22 protein-coding genes are annotated in these 17,221 nt (G+C 65.6%); 12 read left to right on the forward strand and 10 right to left on the reverse strand.

Annotation, left to right across the window (positions count from 1 at the left end; translation table 11 throughout):
- The first annotated feature begins 7 nt into the window (after positions 1 to 7).
- From ASF81_RS02375 to ASF81_RS02395, 5 genes are all read left to right on the forward strand, one after another.
- Positions 8 to 484, forward strand: coding sequence for a hypothetical protein (locus ASF81_RS02375; RefSeq protein WP_055804308.1), 477 nt, complete (start codon positions 8 to 10; stop codon positions 482 to 484).
- Between the two features lie 61 nt (positions 485 to 545).
- On the forward strand, positions 546 to 890 hold the full coding sequence (locus ASF81_RS02380; RefSeq protein WP_055804311.1) for a RidA family protein: 345 nt from the start codon (positions 546 to 548) through the stop codon (positions 888 to 890).
- 41 nt (positions 891 to 931) lie between these two features.
- Positions 932 to 2,614, forward strand: a complete 1,683-nt coding sequence (locus ASF81_RS02385; RefSeq protein WP_055804315.1) for a lysine--tRNA ligase — start codon at positions 932 to 934, stop codon at positions 2,612 to 2,614.
- 60 nt (positions 2,615 to 2,674) lie between these two features.
- The gene (locus tag ASF81_RS02390; RefSeq protein WP_055804318.1) at positions 2,675 to 3,064 is read left to right on the forward strand and encodes a hypothetical protein; all 390 of its coding nucleotides are present in this window, start codon (positions 2,675 to 2,677) and stop codon (positions 3,062 to 3,064) included.
- A 77-nt stretch (positions 3,065 to 3,141) separates the two neighbouring features.
- Entirely contained in the window at positions 3,142 to 3,615 is a 474-nt protein-coding gene (locus ASF81_RS02395; protein ID WP_039246408.1) for an SH3 domain-containing protein, read from the forward strand.
- Positions 3,616 to 3,676: 61 nt separating this feature from the next.
- Here ASF81_RS02395 and ASF81_RS02400 read toward each other — a convergent pair whose 3' ends face one another.
- From ASF81_RS02400 to ASF81_RS02420, 5 genes are all read right to left on the reverse strand, one after another.
- Positions 3,677 to 4,312 (reverse strand): helix-turn-helix transcriptional regulator, encoded by a 636-nt coding sequence (locus ASF81_RS02400; protein WP_055804321.1) that lies wholly within the window; start codon positions 4,310 to 4,312, stop codon positions 3,677 to 3,679.
- Between the two features lie 42 nt (positions 4,313 to 4,354).
- Positions 4,355 to 4,798 carry a hypothetical protein gene (locus ASF81_RS02405; protein ID WP_055804323.1) on the reverse strand — a complete coding sequence of 148 codons (444 nt, stop codon included), beginning with the start codon at positions 4,796 to 4,798 and terminating at the stop codon, positions 4,355 to 4,357.
- Positions 4,799 to 4,889: 91 nt separating this feature from the next.
- On the reverse strand, positions 4,890 to 5,240 hold the full coding sequence (locus tag ASF81_RS02410; protein WP_055754740.1) for a hypothetical protein: 351 nt from the start codon (positions 5,238 to 5,240) through the stop codon (positions 4,890 to 4,892).
- 176 nt (positions 5,241 to 5,416) lie between these two features.
- A complete protein-coding gene (locus ASF81_RS02415; protein WP_055804326.1) occupies positions 5,417 to 5,812 on the reverse strand; it encodes a PaaI family thioesterase in 396 nt (131 codons plus the stop codon).
- Positions 5,809 to 6,270, reverse strand: coding sequence for a PaaI family thioesterase (locus ASF81_RS02420; protein ID WP_055804329.1), 462 nt, complete (start codon positions 6,268 to 6,270; stop codon positions 5,809 to 5,811). Before ASF81_RS02420 ends, ASF81_RS02415 begins: the two co-directional genes overlap by 4 nt.
- 85 nt (positions 6,271 to 6,355) lie before the next feature.
- On the opposite strand from ASF81_RS02420, the gene ASF81_RS02425 reads away from it, so the two are divergent.
- Complete coding sequence (locus ASF81_RS02425; RefSeq protein WP_055804332.1) at positions 6,356 to 7,387, forward strand: ligase-associated DNA damage response exonuclease; 1,032 nt, start codon at positions 6,356 to 6,358, stop codon at positions 7,385 to 7,387.
- 3 nt (positions 7,388 to 7,390) lie between these two features.
- Here ASF81_RS02425 and ASF81_RS02430 read toward each other — a convergent pair whose 3' ends face one another.
- A complete protein-coding gene (locus ASF81_RS02430; protein ID WP_055804335.1) occupies positions 7,391 to 9,001 on the reverse strand; it encodes a response regulator in 1,611 nt (536 codons plus the stop codon).
- Between the two features lie 201 nt (positions 9,002 to 9,202).
- Here ASF81_RS02430 and queC point away from each other — a divergent pair, with 201 nt between their 5' ends.
- From queC to ASF81_RS02445, 3 genes are read left to right on the forward strand one after another with little or no spacing between them, the layout of a single operon-like run.
- Positions 9,203 to 9,913: a 7-cyano-7-deazaguanine synthase QueC gene (queC, locus tag ASF81_RS02435; protein WP_369814896.1), complete on the forward strand. Its 711-nt coding sequence runs from the start codon at positions 9,203 to 9,205 to the stop codon at positions 9,911 to 9,913.
- Positions 9,910 to 10,545, forward strand: a complete 636-nt coding sequence (queE, locus tag ASF81_RS02440) for a 7-carboxy-7-deazaguanine synthase (RefSeq protein WP_055805349.1) — start codon at positions 9,910 to 9,912, stop codon at positions 10,543 to 10,545. Before queC ends, queE begins: the two co-directional genes overlap by 4 nt.
- A complete protein-coding gene (locus tag ASF81_RS02445) occupies positions 10,545 to 10,913 on the forward strand; it encodes a 6-carboxytetrahydropterin synthase (RefSeq protein ID WP_055804338.1) in 369 nt (122 codons plus the stop codon). Before queE ends, ASF81_RS02445 begins: the two co-directional genes overlap by 1 nt.
- A gap of 1 nt (position 10,914) precedes the next feature.
- Here ASF81_RS02445 and ASF81_RS02450 read toward each other — a convergent pair whose 3' ends face one another.
- Positions 10,915 to 11,193, reverse strand: coding sequence for a hypothetical protein (locus ASF81_RS02450; RefSeq protein ID WP_017504585.1), 279 nt, complete (start codon positions 11,191 to 11,193; stop codon positions 10,915 to 10,917).
- 55 nt (positions 11,194 to 11,248) lie between these two features.
- The gene (locus tag ASF81_RS02455) at positions 11,249 to 12,097 is read right to left on the reverse strand and encodes a thioesterase family protein (protein WP_055804341.1); all 849 of its coding nucleotides are present in this window, start codon (positions 12,095 to 12,097) and stop codon (positions 11,249 to 11,251) included.
- A gap of 180 nt (positions 12,098 to 12,277) precedes the next feature.
- On the opposite strand from ASF81_RS02455, the gene ASF81_RS02460 reads away from it, so the two are divergent.
- The 3 genes from ASF81_RS02460 to ASF81_RS02470 are packed head-to-tail and all read left to right on the forward strand — an operon-like array spanning position 12,278 to position 13,929.
- Positions 12,278 to 12,766 (forward strand): helix-turn-helix domain-containing protein, encoded by a 489-nt coding sequence (locus ASF81_RS02460; protein WP_017504587.1) that lies wholly within the window; start codon positions 12,278 to 12,280, stop codon positions 12,764 to 12,766.
- A gap of 49 nt (positions 12,767 to 12,815) precedes the next feature.
- Positions 12,816 to 13,517 (forward strand): YafY family protein, encoded by a 702-nt coding sequence (locus ASF81_RS02465; protein WP_055804345.1) that lies wholly within the window; start codon positions 12,816 to 12,818, stop codon positions 13,515 to 13,517.
- Positions 13,486 to 13,929, forward strand: coding sequence for a VOC family protein (locus ASF81_RS02470; RefSeq protein ID WP_235559193.1), 444 nt, complete (start codon positions 13,486 to 13,488; stop codon positions 13,927 to 13,929). The genes ASF81_RS02465 and ASF81_RS02470 overlap by 32 nt, the downstream gene beginning before the upstream one ends.
- Positions 13,930 to 13,935: 6 nt before the next feature.
- On the opposite strand, the gene ASF81_RS02475 is transcribed toward ASF81_RS02470, so the two are convergent.
- Together ASF81_RS02475 and ASF81_RS02480 are read right to left on the reverse strand one after the other, a co-directional pair.
- Positions 13,936 to 14,625 (reverse strand): response regulator, encoded by a 690-nt coding sequence (locus tag ASF81_RS02475; protein ID WP_055805352.1) that lies wholly within the window; start codon positions 14,623 to 14,625, stop codon positions 13,936 to 13,938.
- Positions 14,626 to 14,789: 164 nt separating this feature from the next.
- Positions 14,790 to 17,123, reverse strand: a complete 2,334-nt coding sequence (locus tag ASF81_RS02480) for a TonB-dependent receptor (protein WP_055804351.1) — start codon at positions 17,121 to 17,123, stop codon at positions 14,790 to 14,792.
- Between the last annotated feature and the right edge of the window lie 98 nt (positions 17,124 to 17,221).

Raw genomic sequence — 17,221 nt, forward strand, 5'->3', positions numbered from 1 at the left:
TGGCGGCATGAAAGCCCTCGACCTCCTCCCGTCCGCCCTCATCGGCGCCGTCGCCAGCGCCCGTTCCATGACCCCGATGGCGGCCCTCGCCACCGCCGAACTGGCGCACAAGCCCTTGCCCGGCCGCGTCTTCCTGCTGAACCGGCCGCTGTTCAAGTTCGGCGCCCTGGCCATGGGCGTCGGCGAACTGCTGGGCGACAAGATGAAGACCGCGCCCGATCGCACCGTCTTCCTCGGCCTATTGGCGCGGGTCATGAGCGCGGGCATCGCCGGCGCCGCTCTCGCCCCGCGCGGTCGCGAAAAGCTGGGCGCCGGCCTGGCGGTCAGCACGGCCGTGCCGCTGGCGTATCTGACCCTTTCGGGGCGCAAGAAGGCCATGGCCCGCATCGGCCAGACCAAGAGCGGCCTGATCGAGGACGCCTTGATCGTCGGGGCCGGCGCCTTGGTCGTCGGCTTGACCGTCTCGCGGTTCAACCGGCGCTAGCCGCTCGACAGCCGGGCCCCGGCGGCGATAGGTGAGGGACGTTTTCGAAGGACCCCCGCCCATGATCACCCGCATCCAGCCTGGCGCCCGCATGAGCGAGGCCGTTGTCCACGGCGACACCATCTATCTGTCGGGCCAGGTCGGCGAACCCGGCGACGACGTGGCGACGCAGACCCGAACGGCGCTGGCCGAGATCGAAGCCCTGCTGGCCGAGGCCGGCAGCGACAAGTCCCGGATCCTGATGGCCCAGATCTGGCTGGCGGACATCGCCGACTTCGAGGCGATGAACGGTGTCTGGGACGCCTGGGTCGACACCGCCAACCCGCCAGCCCGCGCCACGGGCGAAAGCCGGCTCGCGTCGCCCGATTACAAGGTCGAGATCATCGTAATCGCCGCCAAAGCCTGATCGCGGTTGACCGGGCGGGATGCAGACTGCAAACCGCCGCCATGCTTCAGAACCTCGAAACCCTCGCCCGCGAGGCCAAGTCCTGGCCCTTCGAACAAGCCCGCAACCTGCTGGCCCATGTTCTGAAGAAACGGCTGGGCGAGACCGAACGAGCCGAAGCGCGCGCCCTGATCGACGCCGGCAAGGCGGATGAAGCCCTGGCGGCCTTTCCCGCCTTGCAGCGCTCTGTGATCCTGGAAACCGGCTATGGCCCATCGGGCCTGCCGCACATGGGCACCTTCGGCGAGGTCGCCCGCACCACCATGGTGCGCAACGCCTTTCGCGCCCTGACCGGGGACCACTGGCCCACGCGCCTGATCGCCTTCTCCGACGACATGGACGGCCTGCGCAAGGTGCCGGAAGGCGTGCCGAACCCGGAGATGCTGCGCGAGGACCTGCATCTGTCCCTGACGCGAGTGCGCGATCCCTTCGGCACCCACGACAGCTTCGGCGCGCACAACAACGCCCGCCTGCGCGCCTTCCTCGACAGCTTCGGCTTCGACTACGAGTTCATGTCCTCGACCGAGACCTACAGGTCGGGCCGGTTCGACGCGACGCTGCTGACGCTTCTGGAACGGTTCGACGCGGTCCAGGCCATCATGCTGCCGACCCTGGGCGAGGAGCGCCGCGCCACCTATTCGCCCTTCCTGCCCATCAGCCCGATCACCGGCCATGTGCTGCAGGTGCCGACCCTGGCGCGCAACGTCGAGAAGGGCACGATCACCTTCGAAGACCCCGCAGGCGAACCGGGCAACCGCACCGAGGTGCCGGTCACGGGCGGCAATGTGAAGCTGCAGTGGAAGCCCGACTGGGCCATGCGCTGGGTCGCGCTGGACATCGACTACGAGATGTCGGGCAAGGACCTGATTGAAAGCGTGCGCGAAAGCTCAAAGGTCTGCCGCGCCCTGGGCGGTACCCCGCCTGAGGGCTTCAACTACGAGCTCTTCCTCGACATCGAGGGCAAGAAGATCTCCAAGTCCAAGGGCAACGGCCTGACGATGGACGAGTGGCTGCGCTACGGTACGCCCGAGAGCCTGTCGTGGTACATGTTCCAGTCGCCGAAGTCGGCCAAGAGCCTGCACTTCAACGTCATTCCGCGCGCCATCGACGACTATCTGGCCTTCATCGAAAGCTACAAGACCCAGGAGCCGGCCAAGCGGATCGACAACGCCGTCTGGTCGATCCACGCGGGCGATCCGCCGACCCACACGTCGCCAGTGTCCTTCGCTTTGCTGCTGAACCTGGTCGGCGTGGCCAACGCCTCGACCAAGGACCAGCTGTGGGCCTATTTCGCCAAATACCTGCCTGACGCCACGCCGCAGAACGAGCCCCTGCTGGACCGGCTGATGGACCACGCGCTGAACTACTACGAGGACTTCGTGAAGCCCTCGAAGTCCTATCGCCTGCCGGACGACAAGGAGAAGGCGGCGCTATTGGACCTGGCCGAACGACTGAAGGCGCTGCCGGTCGACACCACCGATGGCGAACTGATCCAGAACGAGGTCTATGCCGTCGGCAAGGCGCATGCGTTCGAGCCGCTGCGGGCGTGGTTCGGCGCGCTCTACGAGGTGCTGCTGGGCGCCAGCCAGGGGCCGCGCTTCGGTTCGTTCGCCGCTATCTACGGCCTGCCGCAGACGATCGCCCTGATCGAAGCGGGCGCAAACGGAGAACTGGCGCAACCTTGACCTTGCGTCAGGGTTGTTGCGTGATGCCATCCTGAGGGGACGTAGCCGGGGGAGGCGAGGTTGCGTTACGAGATCGACGAAGCGAAGAGGGTCCTGATGCTCGACCTGGTCTCGGCCGGATCGGCCGACCGCGTGCTGAAAGCGACGGTCGATTTGATCACGCAAAGGCCTGAGCTCTGCAGCTGGGACTGGATCGTCGAATGCGAACCCATGACCGACGACGCCACGGTCCAGCATCTGGCGAAGCTGGCTGAGGCTTGGGGGACGCCGCCGCTCGTCGAGGCGGTGACGATTTTCGTGACAAACGACCGCATGCTCCATCTGTGGGCGCGCGTGCTGGACTTCCAGTTCGTGCGCCGGAAACACTTCATCGAACGCGACATCAATGTCGCCAGGCAATTTGTCGCCCGCCGCCAGTCTGCGCGCATAGCCAAGATGAACGGAAAATAACGGCGAAGCTCCGGGAGCCTTCAGGTTCGTCTGTGCATTCTCCCCTCATCGGCAAACGCGCTGACAGGAGAAGAGTTATGTCGAACAAGATTTTCAAGACCGGTCTGGCCACCGCTGCCGCCTTGGCCGCCATGGTGACCGCCGCCCCGATGTCCGCCCAAGCTCAAGCCAACGGCGTGACCAACTGTGACGCCCCTGGCGGTCGCCAGCGTGCGGGCGCTCTGATCGGCGCCGTCGTCGGCGGCGTGGTGGGCTCGAACCTCGCCCGCAATGAGCGTACGGCCGGCACCATCGTCGGTGCGGGCGCCGGCGCCGCCGCCGGTTCCTATATCGGCTGCAACCAGCAGCGCGCCCGTGCTGCTTCGGCCTCTAGCGGCGCCCAGTATCGCGCTTCGTCAAACCTGCGCATCCGCAGCGGCCCTGGCACCAACTATCGCCAAGCCGGCACGCTGTCGGCCGGTCAGCCCTTCACCGCCATTGGTTCGCAAGGCGAGTGGGTGCAGATCGCAGGCGGTGGTTGGGTGAACGCCCACTACGTCACGGCCAACTGATTGCAGTTCGCCGCTAATCGAAAGCCCCGTCCGGCACGCCGGGCGGGGTTTTTGCTGCGCGCTACTGGCTGACCCAGAGGATGCGGGCCATCCATTCGATCTCGCGTCGGGGCACGATCCTTGGGGGGTAGTCGGGATTGATTGAGGCCAAGGTGACGGCGCGGCTGGTCAGGCTGGTAACCTCCTTGGCCACGGTTTCTCCGCTGGTCAGGCGGGCGACGACGCGGTCGCCGCGCCGTACCTGCGTCGCTTCTTGATCCACGATGACGCGGTCGCCTTCGCGATAGAGGGGCGACATCGAATCGCCGGTGATCTGAAGGCTGAACAGGGTGTCCTTGGCGCGCGGCAGGTCGGTCTGATCCCAACCTTCGCCCACCGGCAGGCCGGCGTCGTCGAAGAAACCGTCCTGACCCGCCTTGGCGAGACCCAGCAAGGGTACGCTGCTTGGCGCCTCCGGCGCGTCTTCGGCCAATACCGCAAACTCCGATAGCGACAAGCCCGTCGCCTGAAGCACCAGCGTCATGCTCTCGGTCGATGGCCAGCGTGGACGCGGAGGATCGCCGGGCCCGAAGCGTTTCGAGGGATTGAAACTCGTCGCATCCAGACCGGCCCGCCGCGCCAAGCCCGACGGCGACAGCCCTTCACGCCGCGCCAAGGCATCGACGGCTTTCCAAAGCTTGGCGTGGGATAGCGGCATGATCTTCCAGCAACCGATTCGTCGCGAGAATACGATCAGGCTTTAGGAATTTCTACCTATGTTGAAGTTTGCAGCCTTGCGGTTTTGCCACGCCCAAAAAGTCCCGGCTGTGATGCAACCGATGACGAGATAGCCCGTAAAATTCATTACCGTGTAAAGTGACGCTACTAAAACCGGTTGCTTCATCAAAAGCATCACATGGGCCATTACAACGACAAGCTGAAGGCCACTGGCCCAGACGGGCCAAGACTGTCGATGCTTCCAAGCAATAGCGATGAAGACAAGCAGTAGAGCTAGATCAATTAGAAACATGCCTACCGGCACGCCCACAAAGCCACTGCTTTCTTGCATCATGATCGTGGCGAACCACGCAATCAGGTATGCCCCAGCTCCAATTTTTTCGGCGGTCCCGCCCTTCAGAAAGGCGAACAGGGCCATCCCGACCATGAACACTGCGCCAACGACGGCGTACAGCATGTTCACCATGTGAAATCGCCCCCCCGCAAAAATGCGTGGGGGCGATAATGACTGAAGTCAGGTCAAACTGAAACGTCGATAAGCCAAGCTTACCGAGAATTCATGCAACGCGGTGCAGATGCGGCGTCGTCAGCGCGGCCTTGGGGTCAAGCCAATCGTCGGGCTTGCCAACCGGACCGGCGGCATAGGTGCCGAAGCCGAGGCGGCGGTGGTCTTTTTGCAGCTCGGCGTGGCAAGCGACGATGGATTCACGGGCGGCCGAGAGGGCGGCGATCGTTTCCATGGCCTTGGCTTGCGACATCGTGCCGGAGACCGGCGACAGCGACAGAGCGGCGCGAGCGCCGATGAAGGATTGAACCAGCGTGGTCGCCTGGGTGATCGCGGCGTCGATCGCGAGTTCGGTGGCATGCAGATCGCCAGCAACGCTGGTGACGACTTCAGTGCGGTCCATGAAAGCCCCTCAAAGACAGGTTTACAAGAACCGTATGGTTATCACGTCTTAACCCTGTTTGGTAGAGCAATCTTTACCATATCGGCAATCGCGCGTTGAAGCGCCGCCGTAAGCACGGCGTTAAAACCCAATGAGGGCAAGAAATCGGCGCGAATCAGCGCGCTAGGGCGCAGTGATCAGTCCTGGTTGTCCAGCAGGAAGTGTGCGGTAAGGGACGCAATAGGCTGTTGACGTTCTTCCTGCCAGGCCTCCGCGTGCACATGGGCGACGCGACGACCCGCCCGGCTAATGCGAGCACGCGCGAAGACGTCGATCGGTCTGCCGGTGCGCAGATAGGCGACCGTGACATTGATCGGGCGGGGCAGTCGCGGACCAGGAAAGCTGAGCGCAACCTGAGCCATTGCCGTCATTTCCAGAAGGGCGGCCGTCGATCCGCCATGCAGGGCGGGCAGCATCGGATTGCCGATCAGCTTGTCGTCGAAGGGCATGACGACAGTGACTTCGTCGCCGCTGACCAGGGTCTGAAGGGCGAGAAAGCGGGCATAGGGCATGCGGTCCAGGATGTCGGTCATGCCGCCGCTCCTTTTGCATGGGGCGCCCGCTCGCGGGTCTGGTTGAGGATATAGGCGGCTTGCGCTGCGGCGACTGGATCGGCGGGATCGTCCTCGAAAGCCCAGGCGCGCACGAAGGCGATGCTGGGCGTCAGTCGGTAGCACAGGCCCTGGGCCAGCAGGTCCTGACGCGGCCTTGCCGCGCGCATGTAGTCGACGCGCAAATCCAGGGTGGCAATGGGCTGGAAGGCGTCCATCGCAGTCCACACAGCCAGGCCGCCGATATGATCAAGCAAGGTCGTCACCAGACCGCCTGCGAAGACGCCGCTGTCGGGATCGCCGACCAGATCCTCACGCCACGGCGCGCGGATGCGGGGCTGGCCATCGTGCAGGCCGTCGAAGGTGAAGCCCAAGGCGCCGGTGTGGGCGGCGCCGGCGGCCAGTTGCGGCAGGATGGTGGTCAGGAAACTCTCATGCATCGTGCGGGCTGAACCTGTTGCGCCGATTTTCGGGGTCATCATCTATGGGGCGGCGACCCGACGGCGTCGAGAGCGTTACCGCAAGATGATCCGCCCCGAAGACCTGCTGCATCCCACGCCCGCCGGCCTCTACTGTCCGCCGGGAGATTTCTACATCGACCCGGTTCGGCCGGTGAATCGCGCCGTCATCACGCATGGCCACGCCGACCATGCGCGCGCCGGTCATGGGGCGGTTCTCGCGACGCGCCAGACCCTGGCGATCATGGCTGCGCGCTATGGCGCGGATTTCACGCTGCAGCCCCAATCGGTGGAATACGGCGAGGCGACCGCGATCAATGGGGTCGATCTCAGATTGGCGCCCGCCGGCCATGTGCTGGGTTCTGCCCAGGTCGAGGTGCGCTGGAAGGGACTGATCATGGTCGTGTCCGGCGACTATAAGCGCCGCCGCGATCCCACCTGTGCGCCGTTCGACCCCGTGCCCTGCCACGTCTTCATCTCGGAGGCGACGTTCGGCCTGCCGGTCTTCAGCCATCCGCCGGCGGAGGAGGAAGTCGGGCGGCTGGTGCGGTCGCTGGGGCAGTTTCCCGAGCGGGCGCATCTGGTTGGCGCCTATGCGCTGGGCAAGGCGCAGCGGATCATCCGTCTGCTGCGCGAGGCTGGATGGGACCGCACCATCTATGTCCACGGGGCGCTGGAGCGGCTGAACGCTCTATACGAAAGAGAAGGAGTCGATCTGGGCCCGCTGGCGCCGACCCGTGATTTGCCGAAGAATGCGCTAGGCGGCGAGGTCGCCATCGCACCGCCATCCGCCATCCAGGATCGATGGGCGCGTCGGTTCGCCGAGCCGGTCACGGCCTTCGCTTCAGGGTGGGTGGGGGTAAAGGCGCGGGCGCGCCAGCGCGGCGTGGAACTGCCGTTGGTCGTGTCGGATCATGCCGACTGGAACGAACTGACCGCGACCTTCACCGAGATCAAGCCAGAGGAAATCTGGATCACTCACGGCCGCGAGGAGGGTTTGCTGCGTTGGGCCGAGATCAACGGGCAAAAGGCGAGGGCCCTGCGTCTGGTCGGCTACGACGAAGAGGACGAAGAGGCGCTGGACGTTCGTCCGGACTGAGGATCAGGCGACGGCGCGATCGGACTGGTCCTGTTCGTCCGCGGCGGAGATGGCGGCGTTCATCGCCATACGCAGGCGTTCGGGCTTGATGGGCTTTTCGACGACGGCGGCCATGCCGATCGACAGATAGTGTTTGGCGTCTTCGGGGTCCGCATTCGCGGTCAGGGCCACGATCGGCACGCGGCCAACGGCGCCGGGCAGGGCGCGGATGGCCTGCGTCGCCTGAACCCCGTCCATCCGGGGCATCTTGATGTCCATCAGGACCAGATCGTAGCGGCTTTCCTGAACGGCCTGAAGCGCCTCGAGGCCGTCCTCGGCCAGTTCGGAACTGCAGCCGAACATCTCGCACAGCGCCTGGGCGACGACGCGGTTGGTGGCGTTGTCATCGACGATCAGGATGTGCGGAGCGGATTTCAGGTCCAGGCCCGACAGATCCGACACGTTCGATTGCGCTTCCGCCTCGACCACAGCGCGGGGCGCGGTCAGGTCGAAGGCGAAGGTGGCGCCGCGTCCCTTGTTGTTCTCGGCCCAGATTCGGCCGTCCATCCGGTCGATGACCTGACGACAGATCGACAGGCCCAGGCCGGCGCCGTCGGGGCCGGAACCGTGCACGAAGGGCTCGAAAATCGAGTCGACGCGTTCCGGCTCGACGCCCGGGCCGTCGTCGCGAATGCGGGCTTCCATACGAATGCGGTCGCCTTCGACCCAGGCCTTGAGACCGGCCTCAACCACGCCGTTGCGGGCGAACTTCAGCGCATTGCCGATCAGGTTGTTGAACACCTGCTTCAGGCGCACGCCGTCGATGACGGCCGCCAGTTCGGTGTCGCCTTCGTAGCCGACGAGCAGGGTCACGCCGTCCTGAGAGGCGCGCGGCTCCCACATCGACTGGATGTCGTCCATGACCGCGCGAAGGGCGGTCGGCTCGGTCTTCAGCTCCAGTTCGCCGGCCTCGGCCTTGGACAGGTCGACGGCGTCCTGGAGGATGCGCAGCAGGGTCTCGGACGAGTCGACGATGGTCTGGACGTGCGCCTGAGCCGCCGTATTCAACGGCTGGCGACGAAGCAGTTCGGCGACGGCCAGGACGCCGTTCATGGGCGTGCGCAGTTCGTGGCTCATGATGGCCAGGAACTGGCTCTTGGCGCGGGCGGCGGCGATGGCCTGGGCGCGGGTGTCGCTAAGGATCGCCGCCTGTTCGGCCAGTTCCGCATTTTGCTCGCGCTGGCGCGTGTTGACGGCCTGCAACAGGGTGGCGGCGGTGCCTACGCCCCAATAGGCGCCGTTCTTGGTGACGATGAAGCCGCGCAGCAGGGCGGCCGGACCGCCCTTCAGCATGATGTCGCAAAAGGCGTCGATCCGGACACCGGCCTCCACCACGGCCGGCTCGGCATCCATGGCGAAAGTGATAGGGCGAAGGTCGTAAAGGGCGTGCCCGAAGCGAGCGGCGATCTTCTGAAGGAAGGCGGTGCGTTCGACCAGGCCGACGGGGCGGTCGCCATCGACCACGGGAATGACCAGCGTATCCGGCTCGCGTTCGAAACGCGCCAGAACCTCGCAGCCGAGAGTCGTCGGCGCAACCGGCTTTGGACGCTCGGAAAGGGTCTCGATGGTCGGCATACTGCCCGGAACTCCTACTCATTGTGAGTAAAAGCCTAAATCGCTTGCGGATTAGTTAAGCGGCGCCATCCAAGACGCAAATCCGCCTTTTTTGCTCAAGGGTAGGGTCTGGTGTATGAGGCCCGCCCGACCCATCTGGGTCCCCATCCCTTTGTGCATGCGCGCGGCCGATCGGCCGACCGCAGATTCGTCATGAGCGTCATCCTGGAAAAGAAGCCCACATCGGCCTTGGTTCTGTTCTCCGGCGGGCAGGACAGCGCGACCTGCCTGGCCTGGGCGCTGAAGCGGTTCGAGCGGGTGGAGACGGTCGGGTTCGACTATGGCCAGCGCCACCTGGTGGAGATGCAGGCGCGTCAGTCCGTGCGCGACGGAATGAAGACGGCTCTGCCGCAGTGGGCCGATCGCCTGGGCGACGACCATGTGGTGGACTTGACCGGATACGGCCGGATCGCCGAGAGCGCCCTGACCGCCGACCGCAAGATCGAAATGGACGCGCGCGGCCTGCCGACGACCTTCGTGCCGGGTCGCAATCTGATCTTTCTGGTCGCAGCCGCGGCGCTCGCGGATCGGCGAGGACTGGACGTGCTGGTCGGCGGCATGTGCGAGACGGATTATTCGGGCTATCCGGACTGCCGCCACGAGACGATGGAGGCGATGGCGCGGGCGCTGTCGCTGGGACTGGACAAGCCGGTCGTCATCGACACGCCCCTGATGTGGTTGACCAAGGCCCAGACCTGGGACCTTGCGGACAGGATCGGCGGCGACAGGCTGATCGATCTGATCATCGAGGATAGCCATACCTGCTATCAGGGCGACCGGACGCATCGACATGCCTGGGGCTATGGCTGCGGGTCTTGCCCGGCCTGCGAACTGCGCGCGGCCGGTTATGACGAATGGGCGTCGGGGCGATGACCTATTCGGCCAAGGAAGTGTTCCTGACGGTTCAGGGCGAGGGCGGACAGGCGGGGCGACCGGCGGTCTTCCTGCGGTTCGCCGGCTGCAATCTGTGGAGCGGGCGCGAGCAGGATCGGGCCAGCGCCGTCTGCACCTTCTGCGACACCGACTTTGTCGGCGTCGACGGCGACGGGGGCGGCAAGTTCGCGACGGCGGACCTGCTGGCCGATCACGTCGCGGCGATGTGGCGCGGGCGTGAAGGCGATCCGAAACTGGTGGTCTGCACGGGCGGTGAGCCCTTGTTGCAGCTGGATGGCCCGCTGATCGACGCGCTGCATGCGCGCGGTTTCGAAATCGCCATCGAATCGAACGGTACGATCGCAGCGCCGGACGGCGTCGACTGGATCTGCATCAGTCCCAAGGCCGATGCGGATGTGGTCCAGACGCGCGGGGCCGAGCTGAAACTGGTCTTTCCCCAGCCCAAGGCCATGCCGGATCGGTTCGAACATCTGGATTTTGAACGGTTCTGGCTTCAGCCGATGGACGGGCCGGATCAGGTCGAGAACACCGCCGCCGCCATCGAATACTGCCTGACCCACCCACAGTGGCGCCTGAGCGTCCAGACCCACAAATACATCGGCGTCCGCTAATGCCCGTCTTCGAGATCACCAAACAGGCGACCTTCGACGCCGCCCACCACTTCCCGAACGAGCCCGAGGGCAGCATCTATCGCCGCGTTCACGGCCATTCCTTCACGGTGGAGGCGACGGTGCGGTCCGAGGTCTTGGACGTCGAACACGGCTGGGTCGCGGACCTCGGCGCGCTGGACCGGGCGCTGAAAGCGGCGGCCGACACGCTGGATCACGGCATGCTGAACGAGCACGAGGGACTGGCGCTGCCCAGTCTGGAGAACCTGTGCCTGTGGTTCGCTAAGACGCTGAAACCCGAATGGCCGGGCCTTTGCCGGATTCAGGTGGCGCGGCCGACGATCAACGAGCGCTGCGTTCTAAGTCTCTAACCTAGCAGCGTTTGCCCTGACGCTGGCGCTGTTCGCAGCGGCGTTGTTCGCGTTCGTAGTCGCGCTGTTCACGCTCGCGACGCAGTTTGGTTTCCTCGTCCGAGGTGGTGACGGCGTCGAAGCCGGCGCCGACGACCGCGCCGGTGGCTTTCGCCGTCCCGCCGACGACCGCAGCGGTCCCGCCGACGACGGCGCCGACAAGGCAGCCCTGCAGCATCAGACAACCGCCCAGCACGACGACGACTTGGGACACGGAAACGAGGCGATTTCGACGACGCATGGCGACACTCCAGAGATTTGGAATAGTCGTCGATAATGATGAATGAGGGCTGACTTCAGGCCGGACGTTGCGGCAGCAGTTTGCGGCGTTGGCGCGACAGGGCCAGCGGCGTTCCATCAGCGCCCCAGGCGATCGCCTCGTCCACCGTCCAGCCCAGGCCGAGGTCCAGCATCCTGAACTCGAAGAAGGCCCAGCCGTCCGGCGCGGTCTGGGGCGTCGGATCGGTCAGGATGTCGATGCGCAGATCGACGGTGGTCATGGCGGCCGGCGTCTTGGACGCGGTCCAGGCGGGTGGATACAGGGCGTCCAGAAGGTAGCACAGGCCGACCTCATCCAAGGGCCGGCCGTCGGCCATCCGCATCCAGGTGCGTTCGATCACCGGCTTGCCCTCATTGCCGCCCAGGATGTTGGGGCCGCCGTCGAAGCGGTATTCGACGTGCTGGGCGAAGTGCGGCGACATCGGCCCGCGTATCGTGGCCTTCGGGTCCAGCCTGTCCAGCGGCGGGGGCAGCGCGTGCAACGGCGTCAGCGGAGGCGGCGCGGCGTCCAGCCCATAGGTGCCGGTGGCGTGGTGGGTCATGCGCCCGTCCTGCTCGGCCTCGACCGCGGCATACAGAACATTGCGGCCGCCGCGCAGCAGGCGAGGGCGAAAGGCGACCTGTTCACCGAACCTGGCCGCCGACAGATATTGGACCGACAAGGTTCGAAGGGGCGCCGCCAGCGCCAGTCCCTGTCGCATCGACTGGGCGCACAGGGCCGCCAGCAGCCCGCCGAACGGAAAGCCCTTCTCCGGCGCCATGCTCGATGGGCCATTCGAGAAATGACCCGGCACGGGCGCGGACAGACCGCCGTCTTCGAGGACCTGGAAGGTCAGGGCGGCGTCGAGAGAAATGGGCGGCGTCATTGCGCAATCCTGCGTCAGGCGAAGAAGCGGCGGAAGACCTGATGACGATCTCCCGCCGAAGTCCAAGGAACAAGGCGGCGAACCGGGAGGCCTGCACGTCCGTTGCGAAACAAGACTGACTTGGAGCGTTCGGATTTGCAACCCTTGCCAAATGCCTGACGCGGCGTCACTTTCGCGACTATGGGACGCACCGCCGACTACAGCCGCCAAAGTTGCTCCATCGCCGCCACGCTTGAGGTGATCGGGGATCCCTGGACCCTGCTGGTCATTCGAGACGCCTTCAACGGCGTCAGCCGGTTCGAACAGTGGCAAGACAATCTGGGCGTGGCGCGCAACGTCCTGGCCGCCCGGCTCAAAAGCCTGGTCCAGCATGGCGTGCTGGAGCCGCGCCTGTATTCCGAACGCCCGCCGCGCAACGAATATGTCCTGACCGCCAAGGGCAAGGATCTGTACGGCGTTCTGGTCACCTTGCACGGCTGGGGCAACAAACACGTCTATGGCGACGCCGACAGCGGCATCGACATGGTCCACAAGACCTGCGGCCATTCCCTGACCCCGCGCATCGCGTGCGGCTGCTGCGGCGAGATCGTCAAACCGAGGGATATCGCCCTGACCCGCGCCGAGAACCGGCCGACGGTCGGCGATGTGATGCCCAAGGAAGCGGCCTAAGCCCGTTCCTGCTGACGCTTTCTGGCAGCAGGACTGCTAGGATCGCGGGGTGTCACGCTCCGAACGCCTTCTTGATCTGCTGAACGTCCTGCGGCGGCATCGTCGGCCGGTGAGCGGGCAGGTGTTGGCCGAGGAGATGGGCGTCAGTCTGCGGACGCTTTACCGCGACATCGCCAGCCTGCAGGCGCAAGGGGCGACGATCGAGGGGGAGGCGGGGGTCGGCTATGTGTTGAAGCCGGGCTTCATGCTGCCGCCGTTGATGTTCACGCCGGAAGAGATCGAGGCCCTGGTGCTGGGGTCGCGCTGGGTGGCGGATCGGGCCGATCCGCGCATGCGCGATGCGGCGCTGGCGGCGCTGGGAAGGATTTCGGCGGTGTTGCCGCCCGACCTGCGCGACGAGATGGACACATCGGCCCTGCTGGTTGTGCCGGGAGAACCGTTCCCGACGGATCGGGTCGATCCGGCCTTATTAAGGAAGGCGATCCGCACCGAGCGACGGCTGAAGCTGTGTTACCGCGACGAGGCGGGGTCGGCGTCCGAGCGTGTGGTTTGGCCGTTCGCCTTAGCCTTCTTCGACCGGGTGCGATTGCTGATCGCCTGGTGCGAACTGCGCGGTGATTTCCGCAGTTTCCGCACCGACCGCATCGTCGAGGCGGAGGTGATGGAGGCGCGCTATCCGACGCGTCGACAGGCGCTGATGAAGACTTGGCGAGAGGCGCATGAAAGATCGCGGTCAGGCGACGGCTGCTGACGGAAACTGGCAGCAGCAAAGGCTAGTGTTCGGCGTGTTGGAAACACAAGGGGCCAGGCCGATGAGCGAGATCGAGGATATTCTTCTGGCCGTTGCGGACCCGGAGGTCAGCGCGCGCTTCTATGCCAGTCTGCTGGGTTGTCGGCCTGTGGTGGCGGGACCGGACCGGGCCTTGTTCAAGCTGACGTCGGGCCGGGCGCTGGGGTTGCTGCGGCGTGCCGGCGATCGGCGCGAGGTGTGCGAGGTGGACTTTCCGCTGGAGGGCGCCGCAGCGGTGGATCAGGCGCATATCGACTGGTGGGATCGCGGGGCGCGCATTCTGACGCCGCCGACGGACGCCGCGCCGGTCCGCAGCTTCGTGGCGGGCGATCCCGACGGCCATCGGCTTAGGGTCTACGCCGTCGCGGGGTGAGCGCGATCAGACCTCGGCTTCGAGCCGGTATCCGACCCCGCGGACATTGGTCAGCAGACCGGCGGCGTCGGCAGCGTCCAGCTTGCGGCGCAGGTGGCTGACGTGGCTGTCGATCGTGCGTTCCAGCACCGCCTGATTGGGGAAGCAGGCCTGCATGATCTCGCTGCGGCTGAAGACGCGCAGGGGCGTGCGGGCCATGTGGGCCAGAATGCGGAACTCGGTCAGGGTCAGGTCCAGACGGCGCTTGCCCGATGGCGTCAGGATCGCCGCCAGATAGTTCTCCAACTGCACCTCAAGCGGACCGACGCGAAGGGTCTTGGCGGCCCGGCCGCCGCCGCTGCGTCGCAGGATGGTCTGGATGGAGGCCGTGACCTCGGCCGGCTTGAACGGCTGGGCGATATAGTCGTCCGCCCCGATCCGCAGCGCCTGCAGTTTGTCGGCGGCCTCGTCCCGGTCGCCGATCATGATGACGGGCGTTTCGCCGCGCCGACGCAGTTCGCCCAGTACATCCCAGCCGTCGCGCACGGGCAGGCGGACGCTGAGCAGGGCGAGATCGGGCTTGAGCGACGCATGCAGGTCGGCCGCCTGCTGGCCGTCGGCGGCGACGACGGTGCGAAAGCCGTCCCGACGCAGGGCGGCGTCCAGGATTTCGACGCCCTCGGCGGCGTCATCGGCGATCAGGATCAGGGGGCTCATGGCGTCTCCGAAAGCCGCCATCGCGCCAGATCGCCGCGTCGTCCAGCAAAACCGGACGGCTGCGGTGAAGTTTCATATCGCCGTCGCAAAGCCTTCACGCAGACGAAGAAAAACCCCCTCCCGCCGTGGCGGAAGGGGGCCAGTCGGTCGTTCGGGAGGAACGCTTAGTAGGAGGCGCGCAGCTCGATGCCGAAGGTGCGCGGGTTGTTGAAGTTGCCGTAGTCGCCCAGGGTGTTCCGGTTCGACGGATCGCGGCGGTAGACGTAGGTCTCGTCCAGCAGGTTGCGCGACCACAGGGCCACTTCCAGCAGCGGACCGCCGTCGCGGGTCGTGATGTCGGCGATGGCGACGCGGGCGTTCACGACGAAGGACGAGTCGGCCTTGATCGCGAACTGCTCGAAGCTGTGGGCCGCATCGGCGTAGTTGGCGTCGATGTGCGCCTTCAGGGTCGCGCCCATGAAGGGCGAGTTCCAGTCGGCGGCGACGCTGCCGGCATTCTCAGGCGTATAGGCGATGAAGACCTGCTGCACCTGGCCGTTGAACGGGTTGACCGTGTCCGGCACCTTGGCGTCCGTATAGGCGTAAGAAGCCGAGAGGGTCAGGTTGTCGGTCGCCCGGAACTGACCTTCCAACTCCACGCCGCGGATTTTCGTGGTGCCCGGCGCGTTGATCGTTTCCAGCGTGTTGCGGGTCGAGGCGCCCTGGACGGTAACCAGGCTGAAGTCGATCTGGCTGTCCGTGCGGTCCATGGCGTAGACGGCGGCGTTCAGGCGGACGCGACGATCGAACAGGTCGCTCTTTACGCCGATTTCGTAGGCCTTGACCTCTTCGGGATCGAACGAGCGATAGGTCAGCGAGCGCGAGGAGGCGCCGCCGGCGCGGTAGCCGGTCGAGTACTTGCCGTAGACGTTGATGTTGTTGCTGACGTCATAGGCCAGAGTGACCAGCGGGTCGAAGCGATCGACCTTGGAACTGAAGGTCAGGTTGGTGGCGGCGTTGTTGACCACCTCCAGCTTGCCGTCCTTGTCGTCCCAGGTGTAGCGCCCGCCGACCGTCAGGTGCAGGGCGTCCATGCTGGCCGGGGTCCAGGTGGCCTGGCCGTAGATGGCCTTGGATTCCGAATGGGCGGTCGATTTGCGGTCCAGCGAGCGGAAGCCGCGGATCGTCGGGGTGGGGTCCAGGATGGTGTAGCCCGTGCCGTCGGCGTTCCACTGGTTGGTCGAGGGCGTGGCGGCGTCGTCGGACACCGTTTCCTTGAAGTAGAAGACGCCGCCGACATAGTCGATGCTGTCGCCCAGCGAACCGACGGCCTGCAGTTCCTGGCTGAACTGATGCTGCCAGAAGCCGGCCAGCGAATAGCGGCTGAAGCGGCCGTTCGGGCCGACGACCGGCGGACGGTGGGCGCCGGCGATGTTGTCATACTGTTCGACGTCCAGATCGCGGTAGGCCGTGATCGAGCGGATTTCCAGCGAGTCGGTCGGGCGATACGACAGGTGTAGGTCCATGCCGCGCGTGTCGTCGACGCTAAACTGCTGAGGCACGCCGATGTCGGCCTGCGTCATGCGGTTGGAGCCCTCGACCTGCACCAGGGGAGACAGGGCGCGGATGCTGCCCGAGGGAACCGTAGCCGAGGTGAATGGCACGACGGTCAGGCCGTTCGGGTTGAAGTTCAGCAGCTGGCTGTAGAACGGGGTGTTCTTGTCCTTGCTGATGTCCGCCGCCAGGGTGGCGGTGAAGTTTTCGGCGGGCGTCCAGCGCGTCTGGAAGCGAAGGCCCCGACGGTCATATTCGCCAAACCCTGTCTGTCCCGGCAAGATGTTCTCAGTCACCGGACCCTGGACCGAAATGATGCCGTCGACCTTGAAGGCGAAGTCGCCGAGGGCCGGGAAGTCAACGTGCAGTTCGGAGTTGTAGGACTCCAGATTGCCGACACCGGCGATGGCGCGCATGCCGAACACGCCCGTGGGCTTCTTGGTCACCAGCGACAGGGCGCCGCCTTCAGTGTTGCGGCCGAACAGGGTGCCTTGCGGACCCTTCAGGACTTCGACGCGCTCGATGTCGAGCAGGGCGGCGGCGAGGCCGTGCTGGCGGGCCAGATAGACGCCGTCGACATAGACGCCGACGCCCTGCTCACGCGCGGGCTGGTTGGCGTCGTTCGGCACGATGCCGCGGATGCCGATGGTCAGGGCGGACTGACGGGCCTCGAAGGTGGCGATGCGCAGGCTGGGGACGCTTCCGTCGGCCAGGTCCATCAGGCTCTGCACGTGGCGATCGGCCAGGGCTTCGGCGTTGACGACCGAGATCGAGATCGGCGTGTCCTGCAGGTTGGTTTCGCGCTTGGTGGCGGTCACGACGATGTCGTCAAGACCGGCCGGCTCGGCGCTGGCGGCCGTCGGCGCGGTCTGAACCGGAGCGGTTTGGGCGAAGGCGGAAACGGGCGCGGCGAGAAGGGCGGTCCCCAGCAGCAGCTGAAGGCGCAGTTTGGTCTGACGATGCATTTTTATCCCCTGCTTAGTCGGGGCGGGGATTACGCCGTCATTGCGATGCGCAGTTTACAGCCGTGCAACAGCCCGGTGCATCTTTGGTGTCTGGCGTG

It is taken from the genome of Brevundimonas sp. Leaf168, from assembly GCF_001423685.1.
GTDB classification, from domain to species: Bacteria; Pseudomonadota; Alphaproteobacteria; order Caulobacterales; family Caulobacteraceae; genus Brevundimonas; species Brevundimonas vesicularis_C.

Excerpts from the sequence above, each read along its gene's own strand:
- ASF81_RS02375 (WP_055804308.1), top strand. The coding sequence starts at position 8 with ATGAAAGCCCTCGACCTCCTCCCGTCCGCCCTCATCGGCGCCGTCGCC.
- ASF81_RS02395 (WP_039246408.1), top strand. The coding sequence starts at position 3,142 with ATGTCGAACAAGATTTTCAAGACCGGTCTGGCCACCGCTGCCGCCTTG.
- ASF81_RS02470 (WP_235559193.1), top strand. The coding sequence starts at position 13,486 with ATGAAAGATCGCGGTCAGGCGACGGCTGCTGACGGAAACTGGCAGCAG.
- ASF81_RS02450 (WP_017504585.1), bottom strand. The coding sequence starts at position 11,193 with ATGCGTCGTCGAAATCGCCTCGTTTCCGTGTCCCAAGTCGTCGTCGTG.
- ASF81_RS02385 (WP_055804315.1), top strand. The coding sequence starts at position 932 with ATGCTTCAGAACCTCGAAACCCTCGCCCGCGAGGCCAAGTCCTGGCCC.
- queE (WP_055805349.1), top strand. The coding sequence starts at position 9,910 with ATGACCTATTCGGCCAAGGAAGTGTTCCTGACGGTTCAGGGCGAGGGC.
- ASF81_RS02415 (WP_055804326.1), bottom strand. The coding sequence starts at position 5,812 with ATGACCGACATCCTGGACCGCATGCCCTATGCCCGCTTTCTCGCCCTT.
- ASF81_RS02455 (WP_055804341.1), bottom strand. The coding sequence starts at position 12,097 with ATGACGCCGCCCATTTCTCTCGACGCCGCCCTGACCTTCCAGGTCCTC.
- ASF81_RS02400 (WP_055804321.1), bottom strand. The coding sequence starts at position 4,312 with ATGCCGCTATCCCACGCCAAGCTTTGGAAAGCCGTCGATGCCTTGGCG.
- ASF81_RS02460 (WP_017504587.1), top strand. The coding sequence starts at position 12,278 with ATGGGACGCACCGCCGACTACAGCCGCCAAAGTTGCTCCATCGCCGCC.
- ASF81_RS02480 (WP_055804351.1), bottom strand. The coding sequence starts at position 17,123 with ATGCATCGTCAGACCAAACTGCGCCTTCAGCTGCTGCTGGGGACCGCC.
- ASF81_RS02445 (WP_055804338.1), top strand. The coding sequence starts at position 10,545 with ATGCCCGTCTTCGAGATCACCAAACAGGCGACCTTCGACGCCGCCCAC.
- ASF81_RS02410 (WP_055754740.1), bottom strand. The coding sequence starts at position 5,240 with ATGGACCGCACTGAAGTCGTCACCAGCGTTGCTGGCGATCTGCATGCC.
- ASF81_RS02405 (WP_055804323.1), bottom strand. The coding sequence starts at position 4,798 with ATGGTGAACATGCTGTACGCCGTCGTTGGCGCAGTGTTCATGGTCGGG.
- ASF81_RS02425 (WP_055804332.1), top strand. The coding sequence starts at position 6,356 with ATGATCCGCCCCGAAGACCTGCTGCATCCCACGCCCGCCGGCCTCTAC.
- ASF81_RS02475 (WP_055805352.1), bottom strand. The coding sequence starts at position 14,625 with ATGAGCCCCCTGATCCTGATCGCCGATGACGCCGCCGAGGGCGTCGAA.
- ASF81_RS02380 (WP_055804311.1), top strand. The coding sequence starts at position 546 with ATGATCACCCGCATCCAGCCTGGCGCCCGCATGAGCGAGGCCGTTGTC.
- ASF81_RS02430 (WP_055804335.1), bottom strand. The coding sequence starts at position 9,001 with ATGCCGACCATCGAGACCCTTTCCGAGCGTCCAAAGCCGGTTGCGCCG.
- ASF81_RS02420 (WP_055804329.1), bottom strand. The coding sequence starts at position 6,270 with ATGCATGAGAGTTTCCTGACCACCATCCTGCCGCAACTGGCCGCCGGC.